The organism is Chitinophaga polysaccharea, from assembly GCF_007829335.1.
In the GTDB taxonomy this organism is placed as follows: domain Bacteria; phylum Bacteroidota; class Bacteroidia; order Chitinophagales; family Chitinophagaceae; genus Chitinophaga; species Chitinophaga polysaccharea_B.
On the sequence record NZ_VIWO01000015.1, the window covers coordinates 45955 to 69511 of the forward strand.

21 protein-coding genes are annotated in these 23557 nt (G+C 45.5%); 12 read left to right on the forward strand and 9 right to left on the reverse strand.

What is annotated here, in order from left to right:
* Positions 1-16 precede the first annotated feature (16 nt).
* From FHW36_RS29325 to FHW36_RS29375, 11 genes are all read left to right on the forward strand, one after another.
* Positions 17-2491, forward strand: a complete 2475-nt coding sequence (locus tag FHW36_RS29325) for an outer membrane beta-barrel family protein (protein WP_145674933.1) — start codon at positions 17-19, stop codon at positions 2489-2491.
* 319 nt (positions 2492-2810) lie between these two features.
* Positions 2811-3377, forward strand: coding sequence for an RNA polymerase sigma factor (locus tag FHW36_RS29330; RefSeq protein ID WP_145674935.1), 567 nt, complete (start codon positions 2811-2813; stop codon positions 3375-3377).
* Positions 3377-3934: a hypothetical protein gene (locus tag FHW36_RS29335; RefSeq protein WP_145674937.1), complete on the forward strand. Its 558-nt coding sequence runs from the start codon at positions 3377-3379 to the stop codon at positions 3932-3934. The genes FHW36_RS29330 and FHW36_RS29335 overlap by 1 nt, the downstream gene beginning before the upstream one ends.
* On the forward strand, positions 3918-5000 hold the full coding sequence (locus FHW36_RS29340) for a DUF4097 family beta strand repeat-containing protein (protein ID WP_145674939.1): 1083 nt from the start codon (positions 3918-3920) through the stop codon (positions 4998-5000). Before FHW36_RS29335 ends, FHW36_RS29340 begins: the two co-directional genes overlap by 17 nt.
* 43 nt (positions 5001-5043) lie before the next feature.
* A complete protein-coding gene (locus FHW36_RS29345) occupies positions 5044-5778 on the forward strand; it encodes a head GIN domain-containing protein (RefSeq protein ID WP_145674941.1) in 735 nt (244 codons plus the stop codon).
* A 93-nt stretch (positions 5779-5871) separates the two neighbouring features.
* On the forward strand, positions 5872-6363 hold the full coding sequence (locus tag FHW36_RS29350; RefSeq protein ID WP_145674943.1) for a YajQ family cyclic di-GMP-binding protein: 492 nt from the start codon (positions 5872-5874) through the stop codon (positions 6361-6363).
* 74 nt (positions 6364-6437) lie between these two features.
* Entirely contained in the window at positions 6438-6689 is a 252-nt protein-coding gene (locus tag FHW36_RS29355) for a type B 50S ribosomal protein L31 (protein WP_145674946.1), read from the forward strand.
* Between the two features lie 69 nt (positions 6690-6758).
* The gene (locus FHW36_RS29360) at positions 6759-7937 is read left to right on the forward strand and encodes a putative sugar nucleotidyl transferase (RefSeq protein WP_145674947.1); all 1179 of its coding nucleotides are present in this window, start codon (positions 6759-6761) and stop codon (positions 7935-7937) included.
* Positions 7938-7950: 13 nt separating this feature from the next.
* Positions 7951-8712, forward strand: a complete 762-nt coding sequence (gene tpiA / locus FHW36_RS29365; protein ID WP_145674949.1) for a triose-phosphate isomerase — start codon at positions 7951-7953, stop codon at positions 8710-8712.
* A gap of 135 nt (positions 8713-8847) precedes the next feature.
* Positions 8848-9444, forward strand: a complete 597-nt coding sequence (locus FHW36_RS29370; RefSeq protein ID WP_145674950.1) for a 2'-5' RNA ligase family protein — start codon at positions 8848-8850, stop codon at positions 9442-9444.
* A gap of 524 nt (positions 9445-9968) precedes the next feature.
* Positions 9969-10256, forward strand: a complete 288-nt coding sequence (locus FHW36_RS29375) for an acylphosphatase (protein WP_246121255.1) — start codon at positions 9969-9971, stop codon at positions 10254-10256.
* Positions 10257-10422: 166 nt separating this feature from the next.
* Here FHW36_RS29375 and FHW36_RS29380 read toward each other — a convergent pair whose 3' ends face one another.
* From FHW36_RS29380 to FHW36_RS29410, 7 genes are all read right to left on the reverse strand, one after another.
* On the reverse strand, positions 10423-11553 hold the full coding sequence (locus FHW36_RS29380; RefSeq protein ID WP_145674951.1) for a C1 family peptidase: 1131 nt from the start codon (positions 11551-11553) through the stop codon (positions 10423-10425).
* A 130-nt stretch (positions 11554-11683) separates the two neighbouring features.
* Positions 11684-14152 carry a M56 family metallopeptidase gene (locus tag FHW36_RS29385; protein WP_145674952.1) on the reverse strand — a complete coding sequence of 823 codons (2469 nt, stop codon included), beginning with the start codon at positions 14150-14152 and terminating at the stop codon, positions 11684-11686.
* Between the two features lie 10 nt (positions 14153-14162).
* Positions 14163-14552, reverse strand: a complete 390-nt coding sequence (locus FHW36_RS29390) for a BlaI/MecI/CopY family transcriptional regulator (RefSeq protein ID WP_317131897.1) — start codon at positions 14550-14552, stop codon at positions 14163-14165.
* 96 nt (positions 14553-14648) lie between these two features.
* Positions 14649-15524 carry a sterol desaturase family protein gene (locus FHW36_RS29395; RefSeq protein ID WP_145674956.1) on the reverse strand — a complete coding sequence of 292 codons (876 nt, stop codon included), beginning with the start codon at positions 15522-15524 and terminating at the stop codon, positions 14649-14651.
* A 98-nt stretch (positions 15525-15622) separates the two neighbouring features.
* Positions 15623-16489: a DUF4249 domain-containing protein gene (locus FHW36_RS29400; protein ID WP_145674958.1), complete on the reverse strand. Its 867-nt coding sequence runs from the start codon at positions 16487-16489 to the stop codon at positions 15623-15625.
* A 21-nt stretch (positions 16490-16510) separates the two neighbouring features.
* Complete coding sequence (locus FHW36_RS29405) at positions 16511-18892, reverse strand: TonB-dependent receptor (RefSeq protein WP_145674959.1); 2382 nt, start codon at positions 18890-18892, stop codon at positions 16511-16513.
* Between the two features lie 182 nt (positions 18893-19074).
* Positions 19075-19287, reverse strand: a complete 213-nt coding sequence (locus FHW36_RS29410) for a hypothetical protein (RefSeq protein ID WP_145674960.1) — start codon at positions 19285-19287, stop codon at positions 19075-19077.
* A 108-nt stretch (positions 19288-19395) separates the two neighbouring features.
* Between FHW36_RS29410 and FHW36_RS29415 the strand changes: the two genes are divergently transcribed.
* Positions 19396-20391: a helix-turn-helix transcriptional regulator gene (locus FHW36_RS29415; protein WP_145674961.1), complete on the forward strand. Its 996-nt coding sequence runs from the start codon at positions 19396-19398 to the stop codon at positions 20389-20391.
* A 36-nt stretch (positions 20392-20427) separates the two neighbouring features.
* Here FHW36_RS29415 and FHW36_RS29420 read toward each other — a convergent pair whose 3' ends face one another.
* Together FHW36_RS29420 and FHW36_RS29425 are read right to left on the reverse strand one after the other, a co-directional pair.
* Positions 20428-21057 (reverse strand): NAD(P)-dependent oxidoreductase, encoded by a 630-nt coding sequence (locus FHW36_RS29420; protein WP_145674962.1) that lies wholly within the window; start codon positions 21055-21057, stop codon positions 20428-20430.
* Positions 21058-21327: 270 nt separating this feature from the next.
* Complete coding sequence (locus tag FHW36_RS29425; protein WP_145674963.1) at positions 21328-23538, reverse strand: sodium-translocating pyrophosphatase; 2211 nt, start codon at positions 23536-23538, stop codon at positions 21328-21330.
* Between the last annotated feature and the right edge of the window lie 19 nt (positions 23539-23557).

The following is a 23557-nucleotide window of genomic DNA, read 5'->3' on the forward strand; positions in this document are numbered from 1 at the left end:
TCTAAATCACCCTTATATGAAACCAGGTTTTAAAGCTATCGCGTTATCAGTGAGTATGTTAACCACGGCTTTAACTACAATTGCCCAAAATGCTCCAGGCGTAGGAGGGCAAATCACCCAAAATGGAAATAGACCGGTAGAGTTTGCTACTGTGACTTTATTAAAAGCAAAAGATTCATCGCTGGTAAAAGGAGCGATTGCAGATATAAATGGTAAATATGAATTTGAACAGGTGAAACAGGGCCAGTACCTGGTAGCCGCAGTATCAGTGGGTATGAACAAAGCCTACAGCAGTGCCTTTGAAGTAGGAAACGGCCGTGTAAGCGTACCTGCTGTTACCTTACAGGCAGTTTCCAAAGCTTTAAAAGGAGTAGATGTAACCGCCCGCCGGCCTTTTGTAGAGCAGAAGGCTGACAAAATGGTGGTGAACGTAGAAAACAGCATTACCGCTTCCGGTGGTTCCGCGATGGAAGTACTGGAGAAGTCGCCTACTATTACTGTCGATAAAGATGGTAACATTTCCATGAAAGGTAAGGCGGGCGTAGTGATTATGATAGATGGCAAACCAACCAATATGACCTCCCAGGACGTTGCCGAGCTGCTTAAAAGCATGCCAGCTGCCAATCTCGACCAGATTGAGCTGATTGCAAATCCTTCCGCCAGGTATGATGCAGCCGGCAACGCGGGAATCATCAACATAAAACTAAAAAAGAACGCCAACTACGGAACCAACGGTAGTGTAAATCTGGGAGGTATACAAGGGGAGCGACCCCGCTATAATGGTGGCCTGAACCTGAACCATCGCACTGCTAAAATGAACATATTTGGTTCCTATAACTATAGCCATCGGGAAAACCAGCAGGAACTCACTGTTTACCGTTCTTATATGGAAGATGGCCAACAGAAGGTCTACGACCAGGCCAACAATATGACACAAAAATCGAACTACCAGGGCGGAAAAATAGGGGCAGATTACTTCCTCAGTAAAGGACATACAATTGGTGTGATGATAGATCTGAGCTCAAATCACCGGTTTTTCCCTACCTATGCCAATACCCTTATTGGTAACGGACAGCGGGTAGATTCTATCCTGAGCACAAATACTAACTATGACGGGAAATGGAAGAGAGGGGCTTATAATATCAACTACCGCGGTGTGCTGGATTCTACTGGCAGGGAACTGAATGTGGACCTGGACTACGCCAGGAATACCAACCGTCAGCTGACCGACTTATACGCCTTTTCACGTGGTACCAATGAGAAACTACTACTGGGCAGTGATACTTCCCGTTCTAACCAGCCCTCTACTATTGATATTAAAACAGCAAAAATAGATTATATCCAACCATTGAAGCATCAGGCTAAACTGGAAGTTGGTGCGAAAGTAAGTTTTGTGACCAGCGATAATAATGCCCGCTTCGATTCTCTGAGAATGGGTAACTGGATGCTGGATGAAAACCGTACCAATCATTTTATCTACAAGGAAAATATCAATGCCGCTTACATCAATTACAACAGGCAGTTTAAAAAGATTGGTGTACAGCTGGGGCTTCGCGGAGAACAGACGCATATTTCCGGTAGTTCTGCCTCACAGAAAGCGCAACAGCCAGTGCTGGTAAAAAATGATTCTACCTATTTCAACCTGTTTCCCAGCATGGCATTGACGTATAATATGAATAAGAACAATACATTTGGCTTAACGTATAGCCGTCGCATTCAGCGCCCGAGTTACGACGATCTTAATCCGTTTGAATTCTATCTCGACAGGTATACCAAACAAGCCGGTAACCCTTATCTGAAGCCACAATACTCCAACAACTTTGAAATTACCCATACATTTAAACAATTCCTGATCACTTCCATTGGTTATTCACATACTAAAGACATGATGACCCGGTTGCTGGAATCAGATGTCGATAAGTCCACCGGCGACAGTTCCATTCTGCGCTACAAATATATGAACGTGGCGAAATCGGATAATTTCAACCTGAATGTGTCTATGCCAATGCCTGTTACTAAATGGTGGACGAGCTTTACCACATTATCTGTTTCCTACTCCAATTTCCAGACAGTTGTGAATAATAATAACGTGAAAACAGCTTCTGCTGCCTTCTTTGGCCGTACCCAGCACACCTTTACCATCACTAAAAAAATTGCTGCTGAAGCTACCTTCTTCTATGTGTCTCCGCAGGTGACTGAGGAAGGGTTATTTAAAATGAAGGCAATGAGTTCACTGGACCTGGGCGCCTCTATGAAAGTGCTGAACAATAAAGGATCGGTGAAACTGAATGTGAGTGATATTTTCAGGACCAGCTACTTCCGGGGTGATTTTAGCAATGCGGGCAGATATACAGCGGTTGCCAACAGGTGGGATTCACGGCAGGTGCGTTTAAGCTTCAACTATCGCTTTGGGAACACTAATGTAAAAGCAGCCCGTACCCGTCAAACCGGTCTGGAAGCAGAACAGAGTCGCGTAAAAGGAGGTAATTAAGATGGTTTTTTAGGTATATAAGGATGGAAAAACGTAGTCAGTTAGCTGGCTGCGTTTTCCTTTCACACTTTCCAACATGAAGATGTACAGGTTTCATCACAAGAAATAGCGGTTTGGTATAATTTGATGATGTTGGGTAGGTGATTCCGCTAATTTTGAAAAACTTTTTATCCCCGGCCCCTTTCATCCATTTTTTATAATTGTTTAATAATTAATAAGATAGGCATATTTGAATTAGTGAATACGGGCATCGTATCACATTAAACGGGAAAAAACTAATTGCCGCCGTGCAACCTTTTTTACAATTACTGTCTTTATAATGAAAGCATCAGCCACTAACTTGAATCAAACGCAAATAGCAGAGAATGTAATAGACCGCTGCAAGAAGGGGGATGTACGCGCATTCCATGACTTGTACAACGCCTATGCGGCTGCTATGTATAACATCTGCCTGCGTATGACCAACAACGTGAGCGATGCAGAGGATACTTTGCAGGAAGCATTTATCCAGGTACACAAGCATATTGGAAAGCTGGAAAGGGACGCCAGCGTCAGTGCCTGGATAAAACGGATTGTGGTAAACCACTGTTTAAATACCTTACGTAAAAAGAAAGTGTATTTTGAAGACGTGGAAGAGGTAGAAGTAATGGCGGAAGACGGCATTGATGAGGCTCAGTTCAGCTGGACCGTTGCCGCTGTGAAGTCTGCCATCCATGGCTTACCACACGGATACCGCACGGTGTTGAATCTTTATCTTTTTGAATCGTATTCACACCGGGAGATAGCAGAGATGCTGGGTATCACAGAGTCGACCGTTAAAACGCAGTACATGCGTGCAAAGGAGAAGGTAAGACAGATTGTAAAACAGCAAAATGTAACTCGTTGATGCCAGACAATTTTGAAAGTTTTATCCAGCAGCACCGGGATGAATTTGAGGGACCGGGGCCATCGCCACGGGTTTGGGCTGCATTGGAAAAAGACCTTACGGAACAGCGCCAGGGGAGGGTAGTACAGCTTTTACGGAAAAACTGGTTTAAAGCCGCAGTGATAGCTGTATTGATGATTAATGCCGCCGCTATATTCTATTTTACCGGGCATAAACGGCACCAGCAGCAGGAGCTTTCGGCTATATCGCCGGATTTGCAGGAAGCCCGGACCTACTATACCACACGTATAAACGCCAAACTACAATTAATAGATGCTTACCCTGCCAATGAGCTGGGGCTGGACAGTACCGCCCGGCAGGAACTGCAATTGCGTAATGATACCTATAAAGCACTGGAGAAAGAGTTAAAAAATAACCCGGGCAATGAAAGAATCCGTGCTGCACTCATACGATATTACCAGCTGAAGCTGGATCTCCTGGACAAAATATTGGAAGAACTGCAGGATAGACATGCAGTTCCCGGTCATACAAAAAAACAATATGAAGTTGAGATTTAGATGCTTATTATTTCTGCTACTGCCGCTACTGGCGCAAGCTCACAACGGATCTACGGTGTACAAGAAAACAATTGTGAAAACGTTTTCGGTTGGTGATAATGCGGCATTAAATCTTTCCAACAAGTATGGCAAGATTATTTTTCACGCCTGGAACAAGAACGAAATCAAAGCTACTATCACCATTACGGGCTTTGGAAAGAACGATGAACAGGCGCGTGCCATTGCAGAAATGGTAGATATTGACGCTGATCAGAGTAACAGCAGCGTATCGATGCGTACGGCCTACAACCCTGGTAAAAGTAGTTCCGGGTGGTTTTCCTGGGGTGGTAAAATGGACTCCAAGGATTATGTAAACATTGACTACGATGTATATATCCCGGAGAGTTTAAGAAAACTGATGGTCGCTAACCAGTTTGGAGATGTGATAGCAGATAAGTTTAGTTTCCCGGTGGTAATGGAATTAAACTATTGCACCTTTGATATCCGGGAAGCGGAAGACCTGAGTTTCCGGATCAATTACTGCGATAAAGGCAAAATTGGTAAAGCGGATAAAGTAGACGTAAGAGGAAATTATTCTAATGTGCGCGCCGACCAGCTCGGTAGCCTGAGCACCAGCTCTAACTATAGTGAATATGCCGTGGACAGGGTAGGCGAATTGAAGATCTCTGCCAACTATGATAATTATAAGATAGATCATGTTGATCAGGCAAGTGGCAGATGCACCTATTCCGATGTGCGCATGGAGGAGTTGCAACAGGCTATTAATATGAACATGACTTACGGAGATGTGAAAGTAGGCAAAGTGGGCACTGGTTTTAAATCGGCCGATTTCCAGCTTACCTATTCTGATATCAAGATAACTTTTTCCCGCCGTCAGCCACTCTCTATCGTTGCCAACCTGGTGTATGGCAATATAAAAGTGGACGGGTTTGAACTGAAGAACGTTGTTTCCAACAAGAAAAACGCGAACCATGATTACTCTGCGCAGGCAGGGGGAGGCAGTGAATCATCTCCCTATATAAAAATACGGGGCACCAACTCAGATGCTAAACTAGATACTTACTAACCTGTTATAACGCCATTCTAAAACCTGATAAAAGAGTTACACTATGAAACGTTTTGTTAATTATTTCCTCTTTGCATTACCATTGTTGTTGACCACTACCTTACTTGTTTCCTTTTCCTGTAACAGGAATGAACGGATCAGGGGGAATGGTGAAGTAAAAGAGGAATCCAGGAACGCAGCTCCATTTAAAGATATCAGCACCTCCGGTGTTTATAAAGTGATTATACAGCAGGGCAGTAGCCACAGCATTCGCATAGCCGCAGAAGAGAACCTGCTACCTTATATCCAGACAGAGATATCGGGTGGGGAGCTACAGATTTATACCAAAAAGGGCTATAATATTCAACCTACCAAAGATATTGTGGTATATGTAACCTTGGAGAAGGTGGGCACTTTATCGGCCAGTGGAGCCAGTGCATTTATCAGCAAGGGTACGCTGAACAGCGATTTACTGGAGCTGAGATTCAGCGGGGCCGCAGATGCCAAATTGGATATTAATGCCCGAAAGCTGAAGGTGGGAGTATCCGGCGCCAGCAAAATTAAGCTGAGCGGCACTTCCGACCGTGCTGAATATGGGGTATCCGGTGCTGCCGATATCAGGGCACTGGACCTGGCCACTGATGATGCGCAGGTGGATATTTCCGGTACCGGGAAAGCAGAAGTGTTTGTTCAGAAAAAGCTGAATGTCGGCATTTCCGGTATGGGTAGGGTACACTATAAAGGAGATCCTTCCGTTACCAAGTCGATATCCGGTGCGGGTAATATCAGTAAGATTTAATAACAAGTTAGATTTAGAGTATATATCGGGCCGGTAGTTCTCTACCTGCCTTTTCTTTTTTATATTTGCTGTTCGAATATAAAATTTATAATTATGCCGTCCTTTGATATTGTCAGCAAAGTAGATTTACAGACCCTGGATAACGCTATTAACACGGTGAAGAAAGAGATCACGAACCGATATGATTTCAAAGGATCACATGTGGAGATAGCATTGAATAAGAAAGAACTGACGCTCAATATAGAGGTAGAGAGTGATATGAAGCTGGGGCAGTTGCTGGATGTGTTGGTTAGCCGCACTATGCGCCAGGGCTTGGATGCCAGTATTTATGACCTGAGTAAGGAGCCATACCAGAGCGGGAAGGTATTTAAGAAAGATGTGACGGTACGTAATGGGATCAAACAGGATGATGCGAAGAAGATTGTGAAGCTGATTAAAGATTCCGGGTTGAAGGTACAGGCCGCCATTATGGATGATATTGTGCGGGTAACAGGTAAGAAAATAGATGATTTACAGGATGTTATACAAGCGTGTCGGGAAGCCAACCTGGGTATTCCATTACAGTATATAAATATGAAATCCTGATTTTTTTAATAATAATCTTTGGGTGTTAAAGAAATTTAGTTAACTTTGCACCCTGTATTTACAATAATTTTGATATGAAACAGGGAATCCATCCAGAAAGTTACAGATTTGTGATATTTAAAGATATGTCAAACGGAGATAGCTTTTTAAGCCGTTCTACCGCGCCTTCCAAAGAAACTGCAAAGTGGGAAGATGGTAACGAGTATCCGTTGATTAAGTTGGAAATTTCCAATACTTCTCACCCTTTCTATACTGGTAAGAACGTATTGGTGGATACCGCAGGACGTATTGATAAATTCAACAAACGTTACGCTAAGAAAGCTTAGTTGCTAAGTAAAATATTTTTTAGGGAAATCCCATCGGCTTATCGATGGGATTTTTTATTTTAGTTCCCTATGGAGCGTAATTACATTCTTATTGACACGCCCGTACGTGAACTGTTGTTCCCCTTTACGCATACAAGACCCGTTGCCACCTGCAGAGTAGGAATACTTACCATACAGGAAAAATGGGAGCGTTGGCTGGGTACAGGAGTGAGCCATTTTACCGTACCGCATCTGCAGGATAAGTTTCCCTTGCAGCATAAGTTACCCGATACTGTTAATATTTTAATCTGTGGGCACCTGTTGCCCGATGCTGATTTACTGGCAGCGATCCGGGCCCTGGAGCCGGAGCAGGAGTTGTATAAAGACAACCAGTTGCTGGCGAAAGCGGTATTGGGGGCGGAGGTACCAGTATTGACCAGTAGTCATCGTAAAAATTATCCAGGGGAAGTACTGGGAATTTATAAGCCTTGGGATATCTTTGCGCTCAACGACAAAGCAATCAGGGCAGATTTTAAGCTGTTAACGGCGGGCAGAACCTCTGCTCCCATATCATCCACCAATCAGATCATACATCCGGCAGACATTTTCCTGGAGCCCGGGGCTACAGTAGAGTGTAGTGTATTAAATGCAGCTACGGGACCGATATATATCGGGAAAGATGCGCAGGTGATGGAGGGTTGTTTGATCAGGGGGGCTTTGGCGATGAATGAGGGAGCGGTATTGAAGATGGGAACGAAGGTGTATGGGGCTACCACGCTGGGGCCTTATTGTACTGGTGGGGGAGAGATTAAAAATAGTGTGTTCTTTGGTTATTCCAATAAAGGGCATGATGGTTACCTGGGAGATGCGGTGATTGGCGAGTGGTGTAACCTGGGCGCCAATACTTCCTGTTCTAACCTGAAGAATAACGTATCGGCGGTGCATGTTTGGATAGAGGGCTTGGGACGGCCTATGGCAGCGGGTAACAAATGTGGGGTATTGATGGGAGATTATAGTCGCTGTGGTATTAACACCATGTTGAATACCGGTACCGTAATAGGAGTGTCCTGCAATGTATTTGGGGGACATTTTCCGGCCAAATTTGTACCTTCTTTCAGTTGGGGCGACGATGGACAGTATCGTTTGCCGGAGGCGCTTAAAGATGCCGGTAAATGGATGGCGTTGAAAGGGCGGACGCTAACGGCAAAAGACAGTAGTGTACTGGAGGCGGTATATGAATTAATTTATCAGAAAGACCTTAAAACTTAATATCACAGTATTTATGAGAAAGAAAATTGTTGCAGGTAACTGGAAAATGAATCTTACGCTGGCGCAGGGCGAGCAGTTGATCAACGACATTCTGCAGGCTGGGCTCCGGTTGAAAGAGGGGCAGGAAGTAGTAGTAGCTACGCCGTTTCCTTACTTGCAGAAGGCGAAGTCTTTACTGAAGAACTATCCTGGTTTTTATGTAGCGGCACAGAACTGTTACAGTGAAAAATCCGGCGCCTATACCGGCGAGGTATCTGCCGAAATGCTGCAATCAATTGGGGTGGATTATGTGATCCTGGGTCACTCTGAGAGAAGGGAATATTTCCAGGAGAGCAATGCGATGCTGGCAAAGAAGATTGACCTGGTGCTGGCGAATGGATTAAAGCCTATTTTCTGTTGTGGAGAGCCGCTGGAAATACGGCAGGCGGAAACACAGAATGCTTTTGTAGCGAAGCAGTTGGAGGAGAGTTTGTTTCACCTGGCAGTAGAGCAGCTGAAGCAGGTAGTGATTGCGTACGAGCCTATCTGGGCGATTGGTACGGGTTTAACTGCCAGTGCAGCGCAGGCGCAGGATATGCATGCTTTTATCCGGTCACAGATTGCTAATAAATTTGGCCGCGAGGCGGCGTTGCATACGACTATTTTGTACGGAGGCAGTGCCAAGCCAGGTAATGCTGCTGAACTGTTTGCCCAGGGGGATGTAGATGGGGGGCTCATTGGTGGCGCTTCTTTGGTAGCAGCAGATTTTGTGGCTATTATAGAAAAGCTGTCATAAGTAAATAATTGAGGAATACGCAGTTAATAAAGCTGCGTATTTTTTTAGTAAAAAATGCTAAAAAAATTAGTATTTCCGAAAAAAGGTTGTATATTCGTATTGTCATTCTAACAGGAAGAATTAAAATATCAGGTTATGAATACGAATTATGAGATTTCGGAAGAGTTATTTGATTATTTGTTGGTAGTGAATCCGGATGCTTCGGTAGCTAAGGATGTGACCCGTGTTCGTCAGTTTGTAGCAGCGGAGTTGGGTGATCCGGGGATGTCTGGTGCGCCGGTTCATGTGGCGTTGTTCAGGTCTGCTTTTCCTGAGCGTTTCCAGGAAGACTTTGTGATGATGCTCGAAGGAGTGGCGCGTAAGCAATCGGGTTTTGCGGTGTATACGGCCAAGATGGATGCTTATCGTCATACTGATGGCAACAATAGTGTTTTCATTAATGTGGCTAATCCCAAACCACTGGTGGAGTTACATCGGAGTATTATGCAGGCTTTCGAGCTGAAGCCGCAATCTTTCCGTCCGCATATTATGCTGGCCCGGGGATTACATGATGCGGAGGTAAATATGATTATGCCATCGCTGGCCCAGCAGGTATTTGTACGCAGTTTCAATTGCCATTGTTTCAGTTTGCTGAAACGTTCTGCCAGCGGCGGTAAATATGAACGTGTAAGAGATTTTGTATTTGGAGATATTGAACATATGGTTGGTTCATTGTTTAATTATGCTGCGTAGTCAGCTCATGATTATCTGACCAGGGCATTAGCGGATAGCAGATTCGCAGCATGGATGAAATTGGACGGATATAGTAGCGGATGTAATAATTTGTTTACCCCTATATTACCCCTATATCAATTTTCATCAGTGTTTGATTCCCTCAAGTTAGCCACCTTTCATACTGTTGCTGTTGCAGTCTTAAGCTGCTGTCTGCTGATGGAGGCGAAGCGTGCAACATATTATTAGATCCGTTGTTCCCCCGGTTTCCTGCGGTGCTTCGTATCTACTGTCTGGTAATGCCTGGTTCAGATATTTTGATATAAATAGATCTTGAATAGATCCAATAGGCTATTTGTTCATTCGGATAAATTGTTCGTTAAATGCCTTGTTGATGTTCAATTCCCCTTCAGCTTTTGGAATAAACTTTGGGTTGTTTGTATCTTTGCCGGAAAATTGGCTTTTTAAGTAGCTATTTAAGTAGCGATTGTTGTTATATAACATATTCAACATCAAGCCAATACTAGATAATTTTATAAATATTTATGGCAACAGGAACAATGGTACACAAGGAAATTATTGTGAAAGGTCGGGTACAGGGGGTAGGATTCAGGGCTAATGCTAAACGCGTAGCAGATTCGATGAATGTACAAGGGCAGGTAAAAAATCTGTTGGATGGAAACGTGTGGATCCTGGCAGAGGCGCCGGAAGATGCAATGGAGGCCTTTATCGACTGGTGTAAGTCTGGTCCGGCAATGGCGGCGGTGAAAGAATTAGACATTACCACAGGCGAAGTACAACATATCAAAGGGTTTACTATCCTTTATTCATAAATCCTCCCGGTACGGTAACAGCAGGTGTTCAGTTACCTATGCCATCATCAATTGTAGTGAAAAAGTTAACTGTAACGGGTTGACAAGAGGTGCAAAGAAATTTACGGAGCATCGCAACTGAATACCACCGTGTAAATTTCTTTGCACATTTTGTCATATGATAGCGTTAGTTGAGACTGGTATATTTCTTTTGTAAAGACTTGTCCAGTGCAGCTTTGGGCACTACAATGGTAATGGTATTTACAGCAAAATAAGCTTCAGAAACATTCAGGTAGCCACCAAATGGGCTGGCATTCTTACCCCAGGAATTTTTCACCAGGAAAAAAGTTTTACCCTTAGGCGTTTTTTCTATACCGGTGATATGCATCAGGTGGTCATCCTGTGTAATCAATTCTTCGTATAGCTGTTGCCGTGAATCCTGTGTATAGCTGGGTTCCTGCATTTCAGGGTCTATGCTATCCTTGGGCAGGGGAACACTAGCGGAAGTAAGCAGTGCGTAACCGCGGCTGCCGGCAAATCCTTTATTGCTTACATCGGCATCCCATAATACCGTATAGCCTTTTTGCAGGGCGGTTTCAGTGATGCTGGTGAGCTCTTTCAACGGTACATTGAAGTAAGCGCCGTTAGAGAAATTATCCGGCACCTCTACAATAAAAGATTTATAGAAAGGATGATGAGTAAAGGAAGTCAGGAAAACATAGTCGTCTTCATTAAACTGTACCACTTCTTTGGCAAAGCTTTGCGGCGTATAGGTTTTTCCATTGTATTCAAAGGTAGCAGGAGGCTTACCCATGTAAGTATCGAGGATACCGGTAAATTCGCTTATCCAATTATCGGGAACGGGAGATACTTTAATGATACTGTCCAGATATTTTTTCATCGCTATCACCATTTGACCGTGGTCGTGTATGGTGGCATTATTTTTTAAGCCGCTGTAAACGTTTTCCGGTTCTATGCCATAAGCGGCAATAGCGCGAATGACATCATGCGCCAGTCCTCCTTCGTCGAAGCGGGTAAATCCCTGGCGCCGTACATAGTTCTTGGCTTTTTCTATATAAACGTTACGGGCGGTAAACATTTCAGACAGATCAAGCTCGGGTAATCCTTTACGCAAACTTTCCGATTCTATCATGGAAGTGGAGGAGAAGTCCCAGCAGGTGCCTGTCATGCCCTGGTTTTTCACGGGAGTGGCGGCGTTGATCCTGCCTTTTTCGAGGTTCTTAATCACCATGCCCTTTTCCTGTGCATTGACTGTGGTGGCGGCAAGCATGGCAAGTGTAATACAAAACGCTTTCATAAACTATTTCATTAAGTTATATCTCTAAAGGTAAGTGAACCCACTTAAAAAAAAATACCATTACCGTATGAACGGCAATGGTACCTGTTTTATCCGCGATAGAATGACAGTGATCGGCTTTTTAGGGGCATTATGATTTTTTAATAGTCACATGCCGTCCACCCTGGAGATATTGTTCATATTTGGAGTAAACGCTTTCTGGTTGCTTAACTCCGTTAATGAACAGGCCTCCGCTGTTTTTTTCTATAGTATATTTTTGGGATGGATCGATTAGCTTGTCGGCCGCCATCTTTTCAATCATTTCCTGGTTTTTCCTGGCTCTATCAGCGGCTTCTGCTGATCTTTTCTCTGCTTGTTTGGCTCTTTCTGCAGCTTCCTGGGAGCGTTTCTCTGCGTCTTTAGCACGTTGGTCGGCTTCGGCGGCTCTTTTCTGAGCATCTTGCTCGCGTTGCGCAGCCTCTTTATCCCTTTTCTCTGCTTGTATATCCCTGTTTTTCGCGTCTTTTTCGCGCTGTTCAGCTTCGGCAGCTCTTTTCCGGGCGTCTTGCTCACGTTGCGCGGCTTCTTTATTTCTTTTTTCGGCTTGTATTTCCCTGTTTCTTGCCTCTTTTTCCCTGATTCTAGCTTCCTTTTCCCTGTTTCTGGTATCTTGTTCTCTTTGGGCGGCTTCGGCGTTGCGCTGAGCGCCTTCCCTGGTACGACCGATGCCTTCCCGTGTCCTGCGGGCTGCTTCCCTGGTTCTGGCTGCATTGGCCAGGCCTTCCTCGCGTTGCTTGCGAACTTCTTCTTTATCGATGGTGGTATCGAAGTGGAATTTATCTGTCTGCATGCTTCTCAATGCATTGTTGAGGCTCTTGCTGACATTGCGGTTAATAGCGTCGAAGTCAATATTTTTCAGGGCCTTGGCAGCCTCCTGTTGAGCGCTGGTGAGCTTGTCCCAGTCAATATCTTTCAGGGCAGCCATGCTTTCTGCCTGTGCTTTCTTTACTTCGGCAGACAGGTTGGCCATATTGATATTTTGAGTAGCAATGCGGATATCTTCCTGCACCTTTTTCATATCCACATTTTTCAGCTGCCTCATAGCGGCGTCGATGCTTTTCTGGGCAGCTGCTATCTGTTTGCGTATCTCTTCCCGGTCAACAGTGGTATCGTTGTAAAAGACGTGGTTACGCGTAAAGAGGTGGTTTTGGGTATTGACTTTAACGTTGGCAGTGACGTTTTGATGGACAATGTCATCAATTTTCAGGTCTTGTATTTTCACGTTGTCTACACTCAGGTCTTGCACGTCCTCAATCTGAACATTTATGGACTGATCCTTGGCCTGGTTGGTCATTGGACTGGGCGATTGAGAGGGCATCGGCCCAAGTCCTGTCTGCAGAGGCGCTAAAGGCCCCATGGAACTGGCGGGTTCAGGCAATACCACATCCTTTATCTCCACAGCGTTAGCGGCTGGTGCAGGACTGGCCACATCCAGTTGTTGACGGAAGGTACCTGAAGCGGATTTACCTGTTTCCCGGGCAGTATTGCTTTTAGGAGCGGTAGTATCAACAGGATGTTCAGCTGTTTTATGTTCTTTTCCTTTAGCGGGATTGAACCATGCAATGGATACGAGGCCAGTAGCAATGATTAAGACAGCAAGAAATTTTTGGCTATAATTAAGATTTTTTGTCTTCATTTCCATGATACGTTTAATGCGGTGAAACAGATGTTGTTTGCTGTTTGCCGCAGCCATAGTAAGCCGGTTGGCGGTTAACCGGTATTCTTCCAGGGCTACGAGGGCATGAGCATATTGCAATGGTTGAACCGTACTGGCAATAACGAGGTCATCGCAGCAGTGTTCTCTTTCAATGCGGATGGCTTTGGAAATCAGCCATACAAAGGGATTGAAGAAGAGGATGGTTTCAACAATTGACTGGAAGATATTCAACAGATAATCATTACGTTTGATATGAGCGAGCTCGTGCAGCAGCACCGCTTCCAGCTGTTCTTCGCTGAGGTTATTCACCATTGCTATGGGCAAGAGGATGAGCGGTTTTAAGAAGCCGAGCATTACCGGCACCTGTACATGCTGAGAAATCAGCACTTTCACCTTGCGGGGAATCTGTAATCGCGCGGCAAGTTTGTCCAGGTGTTTATCCCAGGCGTTGCCCATCGATTCGATATGAGTGGTGCGGATGCGCTGTAAATGAAACAGGTCAGACAACAATTTGATGGTCATAATAGCGATCCCGGCAACGTAGAGCGTAACAAGGAAAGGAAAATAGCCTTCGAGGTTGGGAAACAGCCATACCAGAGGTTCCTGGCCATGGTACATCACCGGGTTCGGTGTTGTGATGTATGCCGTATCCACCATTTGCGTAGCTGCTTCTCTTGCGTCTGCAAGGCGTTGAATATGCATAAACAGGGTCGCCAGAAACCAGGTAAAAATGCCCGAGAGGGATAACAACGACAGGTTATACTTGATCTTTGCCCCCGCCTGAGGCCACAATTTAAACACTATCCGCAGGCAGGCATAGATGAGGCATGCCTGCCACATGGAATGAAGGATCGTCCATCCCAGGGCGCGTACAAAATCGCCCGTAATAGGTAGTAATTGCATGGTAATAGATTTACCTGTTTTTCTTTTGTTGTTTTTCCATGTCTGACAGATACTGACGAATTTTATCCAGTTCTTCTTCAGATGATTTATGCTGGCCCAGGGCCTGCATAACCAGCTGGGAAGCCGAACCACCAAAAACAGTATCTATCATTTTATTCAATAGCTGTTGCTGCGTTGTTTGCTGTGAAATGGCGGCAGTGTATACATGGGTTTTACTGCTGGTATCGCGCTGCAGCAGTTCTTTCTCATGCATAATCTGCATCAGTTTCAGGGTAGTGGTATAACCGGCATCTTTCGTTTGAGATAAGATATCATGTACCTCCCGAACGGTGCTGGGGCCTTTTTCCCAAAGTATACTCAGAATTTCCAATTCACTTTCTGTAGGCCGGATCTGTTTCAAAATGATGATAATTAAAGATGATTATTGTTGTACGAATATCTTCGTAATCAAATGTACGATAGTTTTCGTAAATGCCAAATATTTCTGCATTTTTTCTCATTCGGCAGGCGGCGGAGGTTGCTGCCGCAGTTGCCGCGTGGTTTTCCGGCTACCATCGGCACTCCAGCCCGGTGCATCAAAGATATAGTGCCAGGCCTCCCGTGGGGAATGGGCCTGTCGCACGTCTTTCCAGATATCTATCCATTCATGCGTAGCGATCCAGAAGGGATTGTAAGTATGTATATTTTTAGTGAGACCGTATACTGGCCGTTGTTTTTCGGCAGTAAACGTACCAAACATGCGGTCCCAGATAATCAGGATGCCGGCATGATTACGATCGAGATAATCGAGGTCGGAGCCATGGTGAACGCGATGGTGGGAGGGCGTATTAAAGATGTACTCGATAGGTGCAGGGAGCTTGTTGATGACCTCTGTATGTATCCAGAACTGGTAAATAAGGCTGATGGCCTGCATGCTCATCACCATCACCGGGTGGAAGCCTATGAGCGGCATCCACAGCCAGAAAACGAAGGTGCCGGTGAGATTGCCGGTCCAGTTTTGCCGCAGTGCAGTAGCCAGGTTATACTTTTGGGAGGAATGGTGGATAACATGAGAAGCCCAGAAGAAACGGATGGTGTGACTGGACCTGTGGAACCAATAGTAACTGAAATCATCCGCAAAAAAGCAGAGTACCCATGCCCACCAGGTAAAACCCAGGGTAAAAAGCCGTAACTGGTAAATTGCCAGGTAAATGCCGAAAATAACGGCCTTGGTAAACAACCCGATGAAAACGTTGCCAAGTCCCATGGCAATGCTGCTCAGGGCATCTTTGGGCTCGTACAGGTGTTTTTTATCGATGGTGGTAAATATAATCTCCAGCAATATCAGGAGCACAAATCCAGGGATGGCATATGAAATCAGGTCGGGAGGCATACATAGCAGGTTTGTGTTACTGAAGTTAAGGAATAAAGCAGAAAATAGAAAGCCCCCATGCGGTGAGCGCGGGGGCTTTCTGTTTTCTGTGTCAAAAATTACTTGATAATCGTTTTCTCTGCCTTGCTTACAGCGGAGGTACCAAAGCGGCCCAGTATTCTTACTTTACCGTTAGCTGTTGTATTTTCTACATTGCTTTTCACATTTTCCAACACCTTGGCAAACAAGCCACCAGCATTTACCTGGTCGTTTACCTGTTTGAGGAATTCGTAACTGGCATAAGTGAGAGAAGATAAGCGGACAATTACTTTTTCATTCGCCAGGAATGGTTTCTGATAGTCCGTTATACCTTCCTGGAGCGGGAGGATAAAGGGGATCCCATCTGCTACGCCATCATCGAAAGATCCGTCTACGGAGAAGTTATCTTCCAGCCGTCTGAGCGTATCATTGCGGTAGGAGCGAATCCAGTAGTAGTCGGTGCCGCCGGCCAGGTCTTTGGCATAGAACTTTGCATAAAAACCTTCTTTACCGCTAAGCGCTTCTTCTTTTTTCTTGAATTCGTAGGTGATAGAATCTATTTGTGGTACTCTTTTGATGCTGTCGTAGGCATCGAAGGTTTCATTTTTATATTGAATGTGCAGTTTATAGGCATGTCCAACTACGCCGATAGGCTTGCTGGTAGCGTCGTAGCTATACATTTTATTTTTAAAAACAAACGGGTAGGAGGTGCCGGTGGTGAGGTCTGTTAGCGTGATAGTAGCATCATCGATGATGGGAGCTGGGTTATCATCAGTGTAAGGAACAGACATTGTAAACCGGATGTTTTGTTGGCCGGTTTCGGTGGTAATCCAGGCGTCGAGCACGGGGTAAGACGTGCCTTTGGCGATGTTCAGATCGATTTTGTCTTCGCAGGCGGTTAATCCTGCTACGACTGCCGACAATATAAACAACAATGATTTTTTCATCTGATTGAATTTTTTGGACAATTAGAACTTAAAGTTGTACGTGATACCAGGAATAATAGATCCTATGATAGAGAGGCGGGTAGCTTCGCGTTTGGTAGGATCGTCTTCATTCTGTTTAAAGTAGATGGTATATGCATTTCTGCGGCCATATACGTTGTACAGGGAGAACACCCATTCACCTTTCCAGCGCTTGAGTTGTTTGCCTTTAAGGGTCATAGACAGGTCGAGGCGATGGTATGCCGGTAAGCGGTAATTGTTACGTTTTTCGGTACTGTTGTAAGGAATGTCCCAGCCCTGGAATTCCAGCCTGTTGTCGGCAAAAGTGCCCGGGGTGCCAGAAGCAAATACCCAGTTGGCCGACAGGGAAGTCCGTTTGGTGAAGGTATGCGTTAACACGAGGTTCAGGTTATGTGTACGGTCGTAGCGATTCAGGAACCATTCATTCATGCTGATACCGGGTGTTTTTCTTTCGGTGCGCGATAGCGTATAGCTTACCCAACCTGTTGTTTTACCGATATCTTTTTTCGCATAAAGTTCCAGGCCGTAGGCGCGTCCCTGTGAAGGCAGCAAGTCTGCTTCAATCAACGGGTTGAGCTGAAGGTTGGCGTTATCGATATAATCTACCTGGTTATCGGTGGTTTTATAGAATACTTCGGCTGATAATTCGTAAGCATCGTTAGGTGCATTGTAGAAGTAGCCGGCAGTATACTGATCTGCTACCATTGGTTTGATATTGTTGGTGCTGGGCGTCCAGATGTCCAACGGAGTAGGGGAAGCGGTATTGGAGAGCTGGTGCATGAACTGCGTTGTTCTGCTATAGGCCACCTTTACGGCATGCTCATCAGAGAACGCATACCTGGCGCTGATCCTGGGTTCGAAATAGTAGTAGCCTTTTATCAGTTCATTAGAGCCGTATTGTTTGATGTCGAGCAGTCTTTTGCGGATACCGGGCGTGGTATCGGCATACATGTAAGCATTACCGGTACCTACAAATTGATACGCTGATAATCTTCCGCCGTACTGGATACCAAATTTCTTGGAAGGCTTGTATTCGTGATCGATGTATACGGCTGATTCCAGCGCATGTTGATCCGTGATTTTCTTCACATGTACATCGCCGTCGTTTACGCTGGTACCTGTACCCGGTTTGAACGTATAGTAAATGCCCTGTACGCCGAAATGCAGGCTGTTAGAGGAATTGATATAGTAAGTAAAAGAAGGTTTCAGGCCGTAGTTGATGATGTTGGAAGTCCAGTCGTAAGCTTGTTCCACTTCTCCCGGTTTTTTCTTGGAGTCGTTCGTGAACTTCAGGCTATAGTCGTATTTGCTATAGTAGGTGGTGAGGTTGAGGAACAGGCGGTTGGTGAAAACGTGGTTCCAACGTACGGTGGCAGTACTGTTGCCCCAGTTCATATTTACATCTTTCCCGAAGCCGAATACATCTCTCCCGAAGTAACCACTTACGAAGAGGGCGTTATTTTTATCGAATTTATAGTTGGCTTTGGCGGTAAGGTCGTAGAAATTGAGTTTGGTATCTTTCATATCTCCCTTTACAAAGGGTTTCATGAGCAGGTCGATATAGGATCTTCTGCCGGCCACGATGAAGGAGCCTTTATCTTTTACGATGGGGGCTTCTACTGAAAGGCGACTAAAGATGTTACCGATACCGCCGTTGAGGGTGAGGTTTTGGTTATTGCCATCTTTCATGCGGATATCGAGTACGGAAGAAGTACGACCGCCATATTCCGCCGGAAAACCGCCTTTGATGAGGTTGAGGCTTTTCACGGCATCCGGGTTAAATACGGAGAAGAACCCGAGCATGTGGGTAGAGTTATATACGGGGGCTTCGTCCAGCAGGATGAGGTTTTCATCGCTGTTACCGCCGCGAACGTTGAACCCGGAGGAGCCTTCTCCCACGGTATTTACGCCTGGGAGGGTCTGGATAGCCCTGAGTACGTCTACTTCACCCATGAAGGTGGGCATCTTCTTCATTTGCTGAATATCCAGTTTATTGATACTGGTGTTAAGGGTATTCACGGTTCTTTCCTGTTTCTGGCCGTTTACCGTTACCACGTTGAGCTGACTGCTGGTAGCTTCCATGCGTACATCGATGGTGGTGTTTTTTGTTAGTTTAACGGTAGTTTTATAAGGAGCGTAGCCCATATAGGAGAATTGTATTTCATGTTCTCCGGCAGGAAGGGTCAGTGAATAAAAGCCGTACTGATTGGTAACAGTACCAATGGTGGTACCGCTTTTACCGATGGAGATGCCTACGAGGCTTTCTCCGTTTTGTTTGTCTTTAACATAGCCGCTTACGGTATATCGTTGCTGCTGAGCAGTCGTTGTTTGTCCCGCCAGCATTAGCAACAGCAGTGACAGCAACAGGGTCGCCTTAGTTTTCATAAAAATTAAGTCCGGTTTGGTAAAATATGCGTGCTGATTTTCCAACACGTAAATAAGACGTGGCAAAAATATTGTACCCCTACGGCAATAAATTATTTTTTTTATAATAGAAAAAGCTGCCGGCGCGGATAAGCTATTTATCCGGTCGCCGGCAGGGTAGCAAGGTAACTTGCCTGGTATGATCAGTCGAGTATATCGCAGTAAAATCCAAGCCTGGTAACGAAGTCAATGATGGTTTGTTCCGCCATTGACTGAAGGCTTACCACCCGTAATACCCGGTCACAGTCTTCCAGGTCCAGTGTACAATCTTTAACATTGAATTGTGAGGAAATGGCGCTAATCACATGGTTTCTATCCTGAACAGTTGTAATATTGGTACGGAATATTCCCAGCATAAAGTACTTATTTTAAATATTCGGAATATTTTTACGCAAATTTGCGCTAGTTATCCCATATGACTGTTACACTAAACGGATAAATACTTATACGAAACGGATTATTTTATGGGCATAGTTATTACGGATGATGCCAACCAGGTGCTGTTATCGGAGGAAATGCCCTTTGATTTCAAGAAATACCGTAACCAGGCAATCGTAGAACAGACCCAGGAAGTAAGGCATCCTTTTGGGGCTGCCAATTTCCAGGAATTTTGTTTTGATGGCATTGCTATTGCCGCCTGTACTGCCGATGTGTATGAGAACATTCATATTTTATCGGATTTCCATGAGCCAAGGGTAATGATGTTGTTTATGGAGCGGGGAGATATTACGACTACCCTGGATGGATTTTCCAATAATTTCAAGTTCAGGAGCCTGGAACATAACCTGATGTATAGTCCTTGTGAGTCGGAATCGGCCGGGGTAAAGAAGCAGCGGGATATGTTATTTTTCGGGTTATCCTTTTTGCCGGAGAAATTCCTGCAGTTGGCGGAAAATAATGGGCGGGTGCTGGATGGGTTGGCAAACAATATTGCGGGTAATCGCACTACTACGCTGACCGACAAGTTTAATCCCCGTATTACGCCGCGTATGCAGCTGATTATGGAAGAGGTGCGTCAGTGCCGGTTCCAGGGGGGATTGAAGAAGCTTTTCCTGCAGTCGAAGGCGCTGGAGTTGCTGGCCTTGCAATGTGAGCAGATAGAGTCGGCGGAGTTGCGGGTGGTTCCGGCACGTCCTAAAGTATCTGCATCTGATGTAGAGAAATTACATTTTGCGAAGGATTTGCTGGTACAGCATTTACAACAGCCGTTGAGCCTGAGCGACCTGGCCCGTAAATCGGGATTAAATGAGTTTAAGTTGAAGTCGGGCTTTAAAGCCGTTTTTGATAATACCGTATTCGGTTATCTCAATGACCGCCGGCTGGAGTTGGCGCGGGAGCTGATACGGGAGGGTAGGTTGCCTTTGTCGGCCATTGCCCTGGAAGCGGGATATTCCTCTCCCCAGCATTTCAGTAATGCCTTCCGTAAGAAGTTTGGGATAAGTCCCAGTAAGATTCATTAATAGCCCAACAGGAGGAGGTCCTGTTGGGCTGGCCTGTTAATATGCTAAAGTAAAGCGTTGTTTGATATGTTGGGGTTGTTCCAGTTCGTTTATAAGGGCCACCGCATAGTCAGCTGTAGAGATTTTGCTTTCTCCTTTCTCATCTAATACTACCTGATCTTTACCCAAACGGAATTTACCGGTACGCTCGCCGGGAGCAATCATCATAGCGGGACTTATAACGGTCCAGTCGAGGTCATTTTGCTGCCTGATGACATAAAAGGCTTCACGGGTGGCGGTAGCGCCCGCTTTCCATTCAGCCGGAAACTGAGGGGTATCCAGTAGTTGCACGCCAGGGGCAATTTCCAGGCTACCTGCTCCGCTAACAGCGATCAGGCGTTTGATACCTGCTTTTTTGGTAGCGGCGATGATGGCGTTAATCGCTTTCACATAAGTATCCGTATCATGCGCATTGTAAGCTGAAATAACCGCCTGGTTGCCGGTCAGCAGTGGAATCAGGGTTGTTTCATCAGTTACATCGGCAGCTTTCACAGTGAGATGTGTATTCTTTACGGTGATTTTTTCAGGGTTACGAACGATGGCCGTTACTTCGTGTCCTCTGTTTAGTGCTTCGTTTAAGATAGCAGTACCTATAAATCCGGATGCTCCGATAATCGCTACTTTCATGACTTTTTATTTTAGGATGATTAGTTATTACAGCTTTTAACAGCCGATTGTTTAAATTGTTATAATAAATATTACAGTTATGGAGATAAAAAATACAGACGTTTAATCTGTAATAAAATTAATTACAGTACAAAGGTAAACGAATAATATTAACTACCAAATGAAATTTTTGTTTTTAGCGGAAAGGGGAATTCAGGCCGGTAAAGATTTAAGATAAAAAGCCCGTCAACATGAAGCGCTGACGGGCTTTTTATTTTAAATCGTTGATACTTATTTCTTTAAAAGGTAAGCAGTAGCTTTGGCGTCGGGCGCTTTAGCAGCTGGTTTTACCGTTTCTGTTTTAGTAGTCACTGGTACAGGTGGCATCTTGGTATGGTATAATTCAGCCAGGGTGGGGGCAATAACCAGGGAAACAATCGACATCAATTTGATGAGGATGTTCATAGAAGGGCCGGAGGTATCTTTAAACGGATCGCCTACGGTATCACCAGTAACGGAGGCTTTATGTGGCTCAGATTTTTTGTAATAGGTTTCGCCATTGATTTCCACCCCTTTTTCGAACGATTTTTTGGCGTTATCCCAGGCTCCGCCCGCGTTGTTCTGGAAGAGACCCATCAACACACCGCTTACAGTAGCACCGGCCAGGAATCCGCCCAGCACTTCCGGGCCAGCCAGGAAACCTACCAGCAGAGGGGCGATGAGGGCAATAGCTCCGGGTAGCATCATTTCGCGAATCGAAGCTTTGGTGGAAATGGCCACGCATTTATCGTATTCCGGTTTGCCAGTACCTTCCATAATGCCAGGAATTTCGCGGAACTGGCGGCGTACTTCTTCTACCATGGCCATCGCAGCGCGACCTACGGCAGCAATGGCAAGGGAGGAGAAAATGAATGGAATCATACCGCCTACAAATAAGCCAGCCAATACATTAGCTTTATAGATATCGATACCGGGAATGCCTGCCACACCCACAAAGGCGGCAAAGAGCGCCAATGCGGTGAGGGCTGCAGAGGCAATGGCAAAACCTTTACCGGTAGCGGCGGTGGTGTTACCTACCGCATCGAGGATATCTGTTTTTTCCCTTACATCTTTCGGTAATTCGCTCATTTCGGCAATACCGCCGGCATTATCAGCAATAGGACCGAAAGCATCGATTGCGAGCTGCATAGCCGTGGTGGCCATCATCCCGGCAGCTGCAATGGCTACACCATATAGTCCTGCCATAGAGAAGGAGCCGGCAATACCTGCGGCCAGTACCAGGATAGGCAACATCGTAGACTCCATACCTACCGACAAACCACCAATGATATTGGTAGCGGCACCTGTAGCGGATTGGCGGATGATAGATTTTACCGGACGTTTACCCATGGCGGTATAATACTCGGTAATGATGCTGATCAAAGTGCCTACCGCGAGGCCTATCATAATGGCGCCAAATACCTGTCCGCGGGTAAATTCGTGATGACGCAGTGTCATAGTGTTATCCGGCAGGATCCAGTTCACCAGGAAGTAAGAAACAATCGCCGTTAAAATAATAGAACCCCAGTTACCCATATTCAGCGCTTTCTGCACCACGCCGGTATTGAGGCCGGCGTTATCGCTGATTCTTACGAAGAGGGTACCGATAATAGAGAAGATGATACCGGCGCCGGCAATAATCATTGGTAGAAGTATGGGTGCGATGCCTCCGAACGCATCCTGCGACACGGTTTCGGAGCCAAGCACCATTGTAGCCAGTACAGTAGCTACATAGGAACCGAACAAATCGGCGCCCATACCAGCTACGTCTCCGACGTTGTCGCCTACGTTATCGGCAATGGTGGCAGGGTTGCGGGGATCGTCTTCAGGAATGCCTGCTTCTACTTTACCTACCAGGTCGGCGCCCACATCGGCTGCTTTAGTGTAGATACCGCCACCAACACGGGCAAACAAGGCGATACTTTCGGCGCCCAGTGAAAACCCGGTGAGTACTTCAATGGTTTTAATCATTTCAGCGGTATTGGCAGCAGCGCCAAAGTATGATTTCAATATAATAAACAATGATCCGAGCCCGAGTACTGCCAGGCCGGCCACGCCCATCCCCATCACAGAACCGCCGGTAAAGGATACCTGCAGTGCTTTGGCGAGACTGGTACGTGCCGCATGTGCAGTGCGCACATTGGCTTTGGTGGCGATCCTCATGCCTATGAAGCCGGCAGTAGCCGAAAATACGGCGCCTACCACAAAGGCCAGGGCAATAGACCAGTGTGAATTTTCATGTGTTGCGCCCATATAGCCTAACAGCAGGGCCGCGATGATAACAAAGTAAATAAGGACTTTATACTCAGCTTTCAGAAATGCCATAGCCCCTTCAGCAATATGCTGCGCTATCTCTTTCATTTTTTCATTGCCAGCCTCCTGTCGTGTAACCCAGGCGCTTTTAACAGCCGTAAATAGCAAAGCCAATAATCCAAAACAAGGAACGAGATAAACTATACTCATGTACGCGAAATTTATTAAT

Coding starts and splice junctions, on each gene's coding strand:
- FHW36_RS29400 (WP_145674958.1), bottom strand. CDS start 16,489: ATGAAAAAATCATTGTTGTTTATATTGTCGGCAGTCGTAGCAGGATTA.
- FHW36_RS29360 (WP_145674947.1), top strand. CDS start 6,759: ATGGAGCGTAATTACATTCTTATTGACACGCCCGTACGTGAACTGTTG.
- FHW36_RS29350 (WP_145674943.1), top strand. CDS start 5,872: ATGCCGTCCTTTGATATTGTCAGCAAAGTAGATTTACAGACCCTGGAT.
- FHW36_RS29335 (WP_145674937.1), top strand. CDS start 3,377: ATGCCAGACAATTTTGAAAGTTTTATCCAGCAGCACCGGGATGAATTT.
- FHW36_RS29380 (WP_145674951.1), bottom strand. CDS start 11,553: ATGAAAGCGTTTTGTATTACACTTGCCATGCTTGCCGCCACCACAGTC.
- tpiA (WP_145674949.1), top strand. CDS start 7,951: ATGAGAAAGAAAATTGTTGCAGGTAACTGGAAAATGAATCTTACGCTG.
- FHW36_RS29415 (WP_145674961.1), top strand. CDS start 19,396: ATGGGCATAGTTATTACGGATGATGCCAACCAGGTGCTGTTATCGGAG.
- FHW36_RS29420 (WP_145674962.1), bottom strand. CDS start 21,057: ATGAAAGTAGCGATTATCGGAGCATCCGGATTTATAGGTACTGCTATC.
- FHW36_RS29425 (WP_145674963.1), bottom strand. CDS start 23,538: ATGAGTATAGTTTATCTCGTTCCTTGTTTTGGATTATTGGCTTTGCTA.
- FHW36_RS29370 (WP_145674950.1), top strand. CDS start 8,848: ATGAATACGAATTATGAGATTTCGGAAGAGTTATTTGATTATTTGTTG.
- FHW36_RS29325 (WP_145674933.1), top strand. CDS start 17: ATGAAACCAGGTTTTAAAGCTATCGCGTTATCAGTGAGTATGTTAACC.
- FHW36_RS29410 (WP_145674960.1), bottom strand. CDS start 19,287: ATGCTGGGAATATTCCGTACCAATATTACAACTGTTCAGGATAGAAAC.
- FHW36_RS29340 (WP_145674939.1), top strand. CDS start 3,918: ATGAAGTTGAGATTTAGATGCTTATTATTTCTGCTACTGCCGCTACTG.
- FHW36_RS29330 (WP_145674935.1), top strand. CDS start 2,811: ATGAAAGCATCAGCCACTAACTTGAATCAAACGCAAATAGCAGAGAAT.
- FHW36_RS29385 (WP_145674952.1), bottom strand. CDS start 14,152: ATGCAATTACTACCTATTACGGGCGATTTTGTACGCGCCCTGGGATGG.
- FHW36_RS29345 (WP_145674941.1), top strand. CDS start 5,044: ATGAAACGTTTTGTTAATTATTTCCTCTTTGCATTACCATTGTTGTTG.
- FHW36_RS29395 (WP_145674956.1), bottom strand. CDS start 15,524: ATGCCTCCCGACCTGATTTCATATGCCATCCCTGGATTTGTGCTCCTG.
- FHW36_RS29375 (WP_246121255.1), top strand. CDS start 9,969: ATGGCAACAGGAACAATGGTACACAAGGAAATTATTGTGAAAGGTCGG.
- FHW36_RS29405 (WP_145674959.1), bottom strand. CDS start 18,892: ATGAAAACTAAGGCGACCCTGTTGCTGTCACTGCTGTTGCTAATGCTG.
- FHW36_RS29355 (WP_145674946.1), top strand. CDS start 6,438: ATGAAACAGGGAATCCATCCAGAAAGTTACAGATTTGTGATATTTAAA.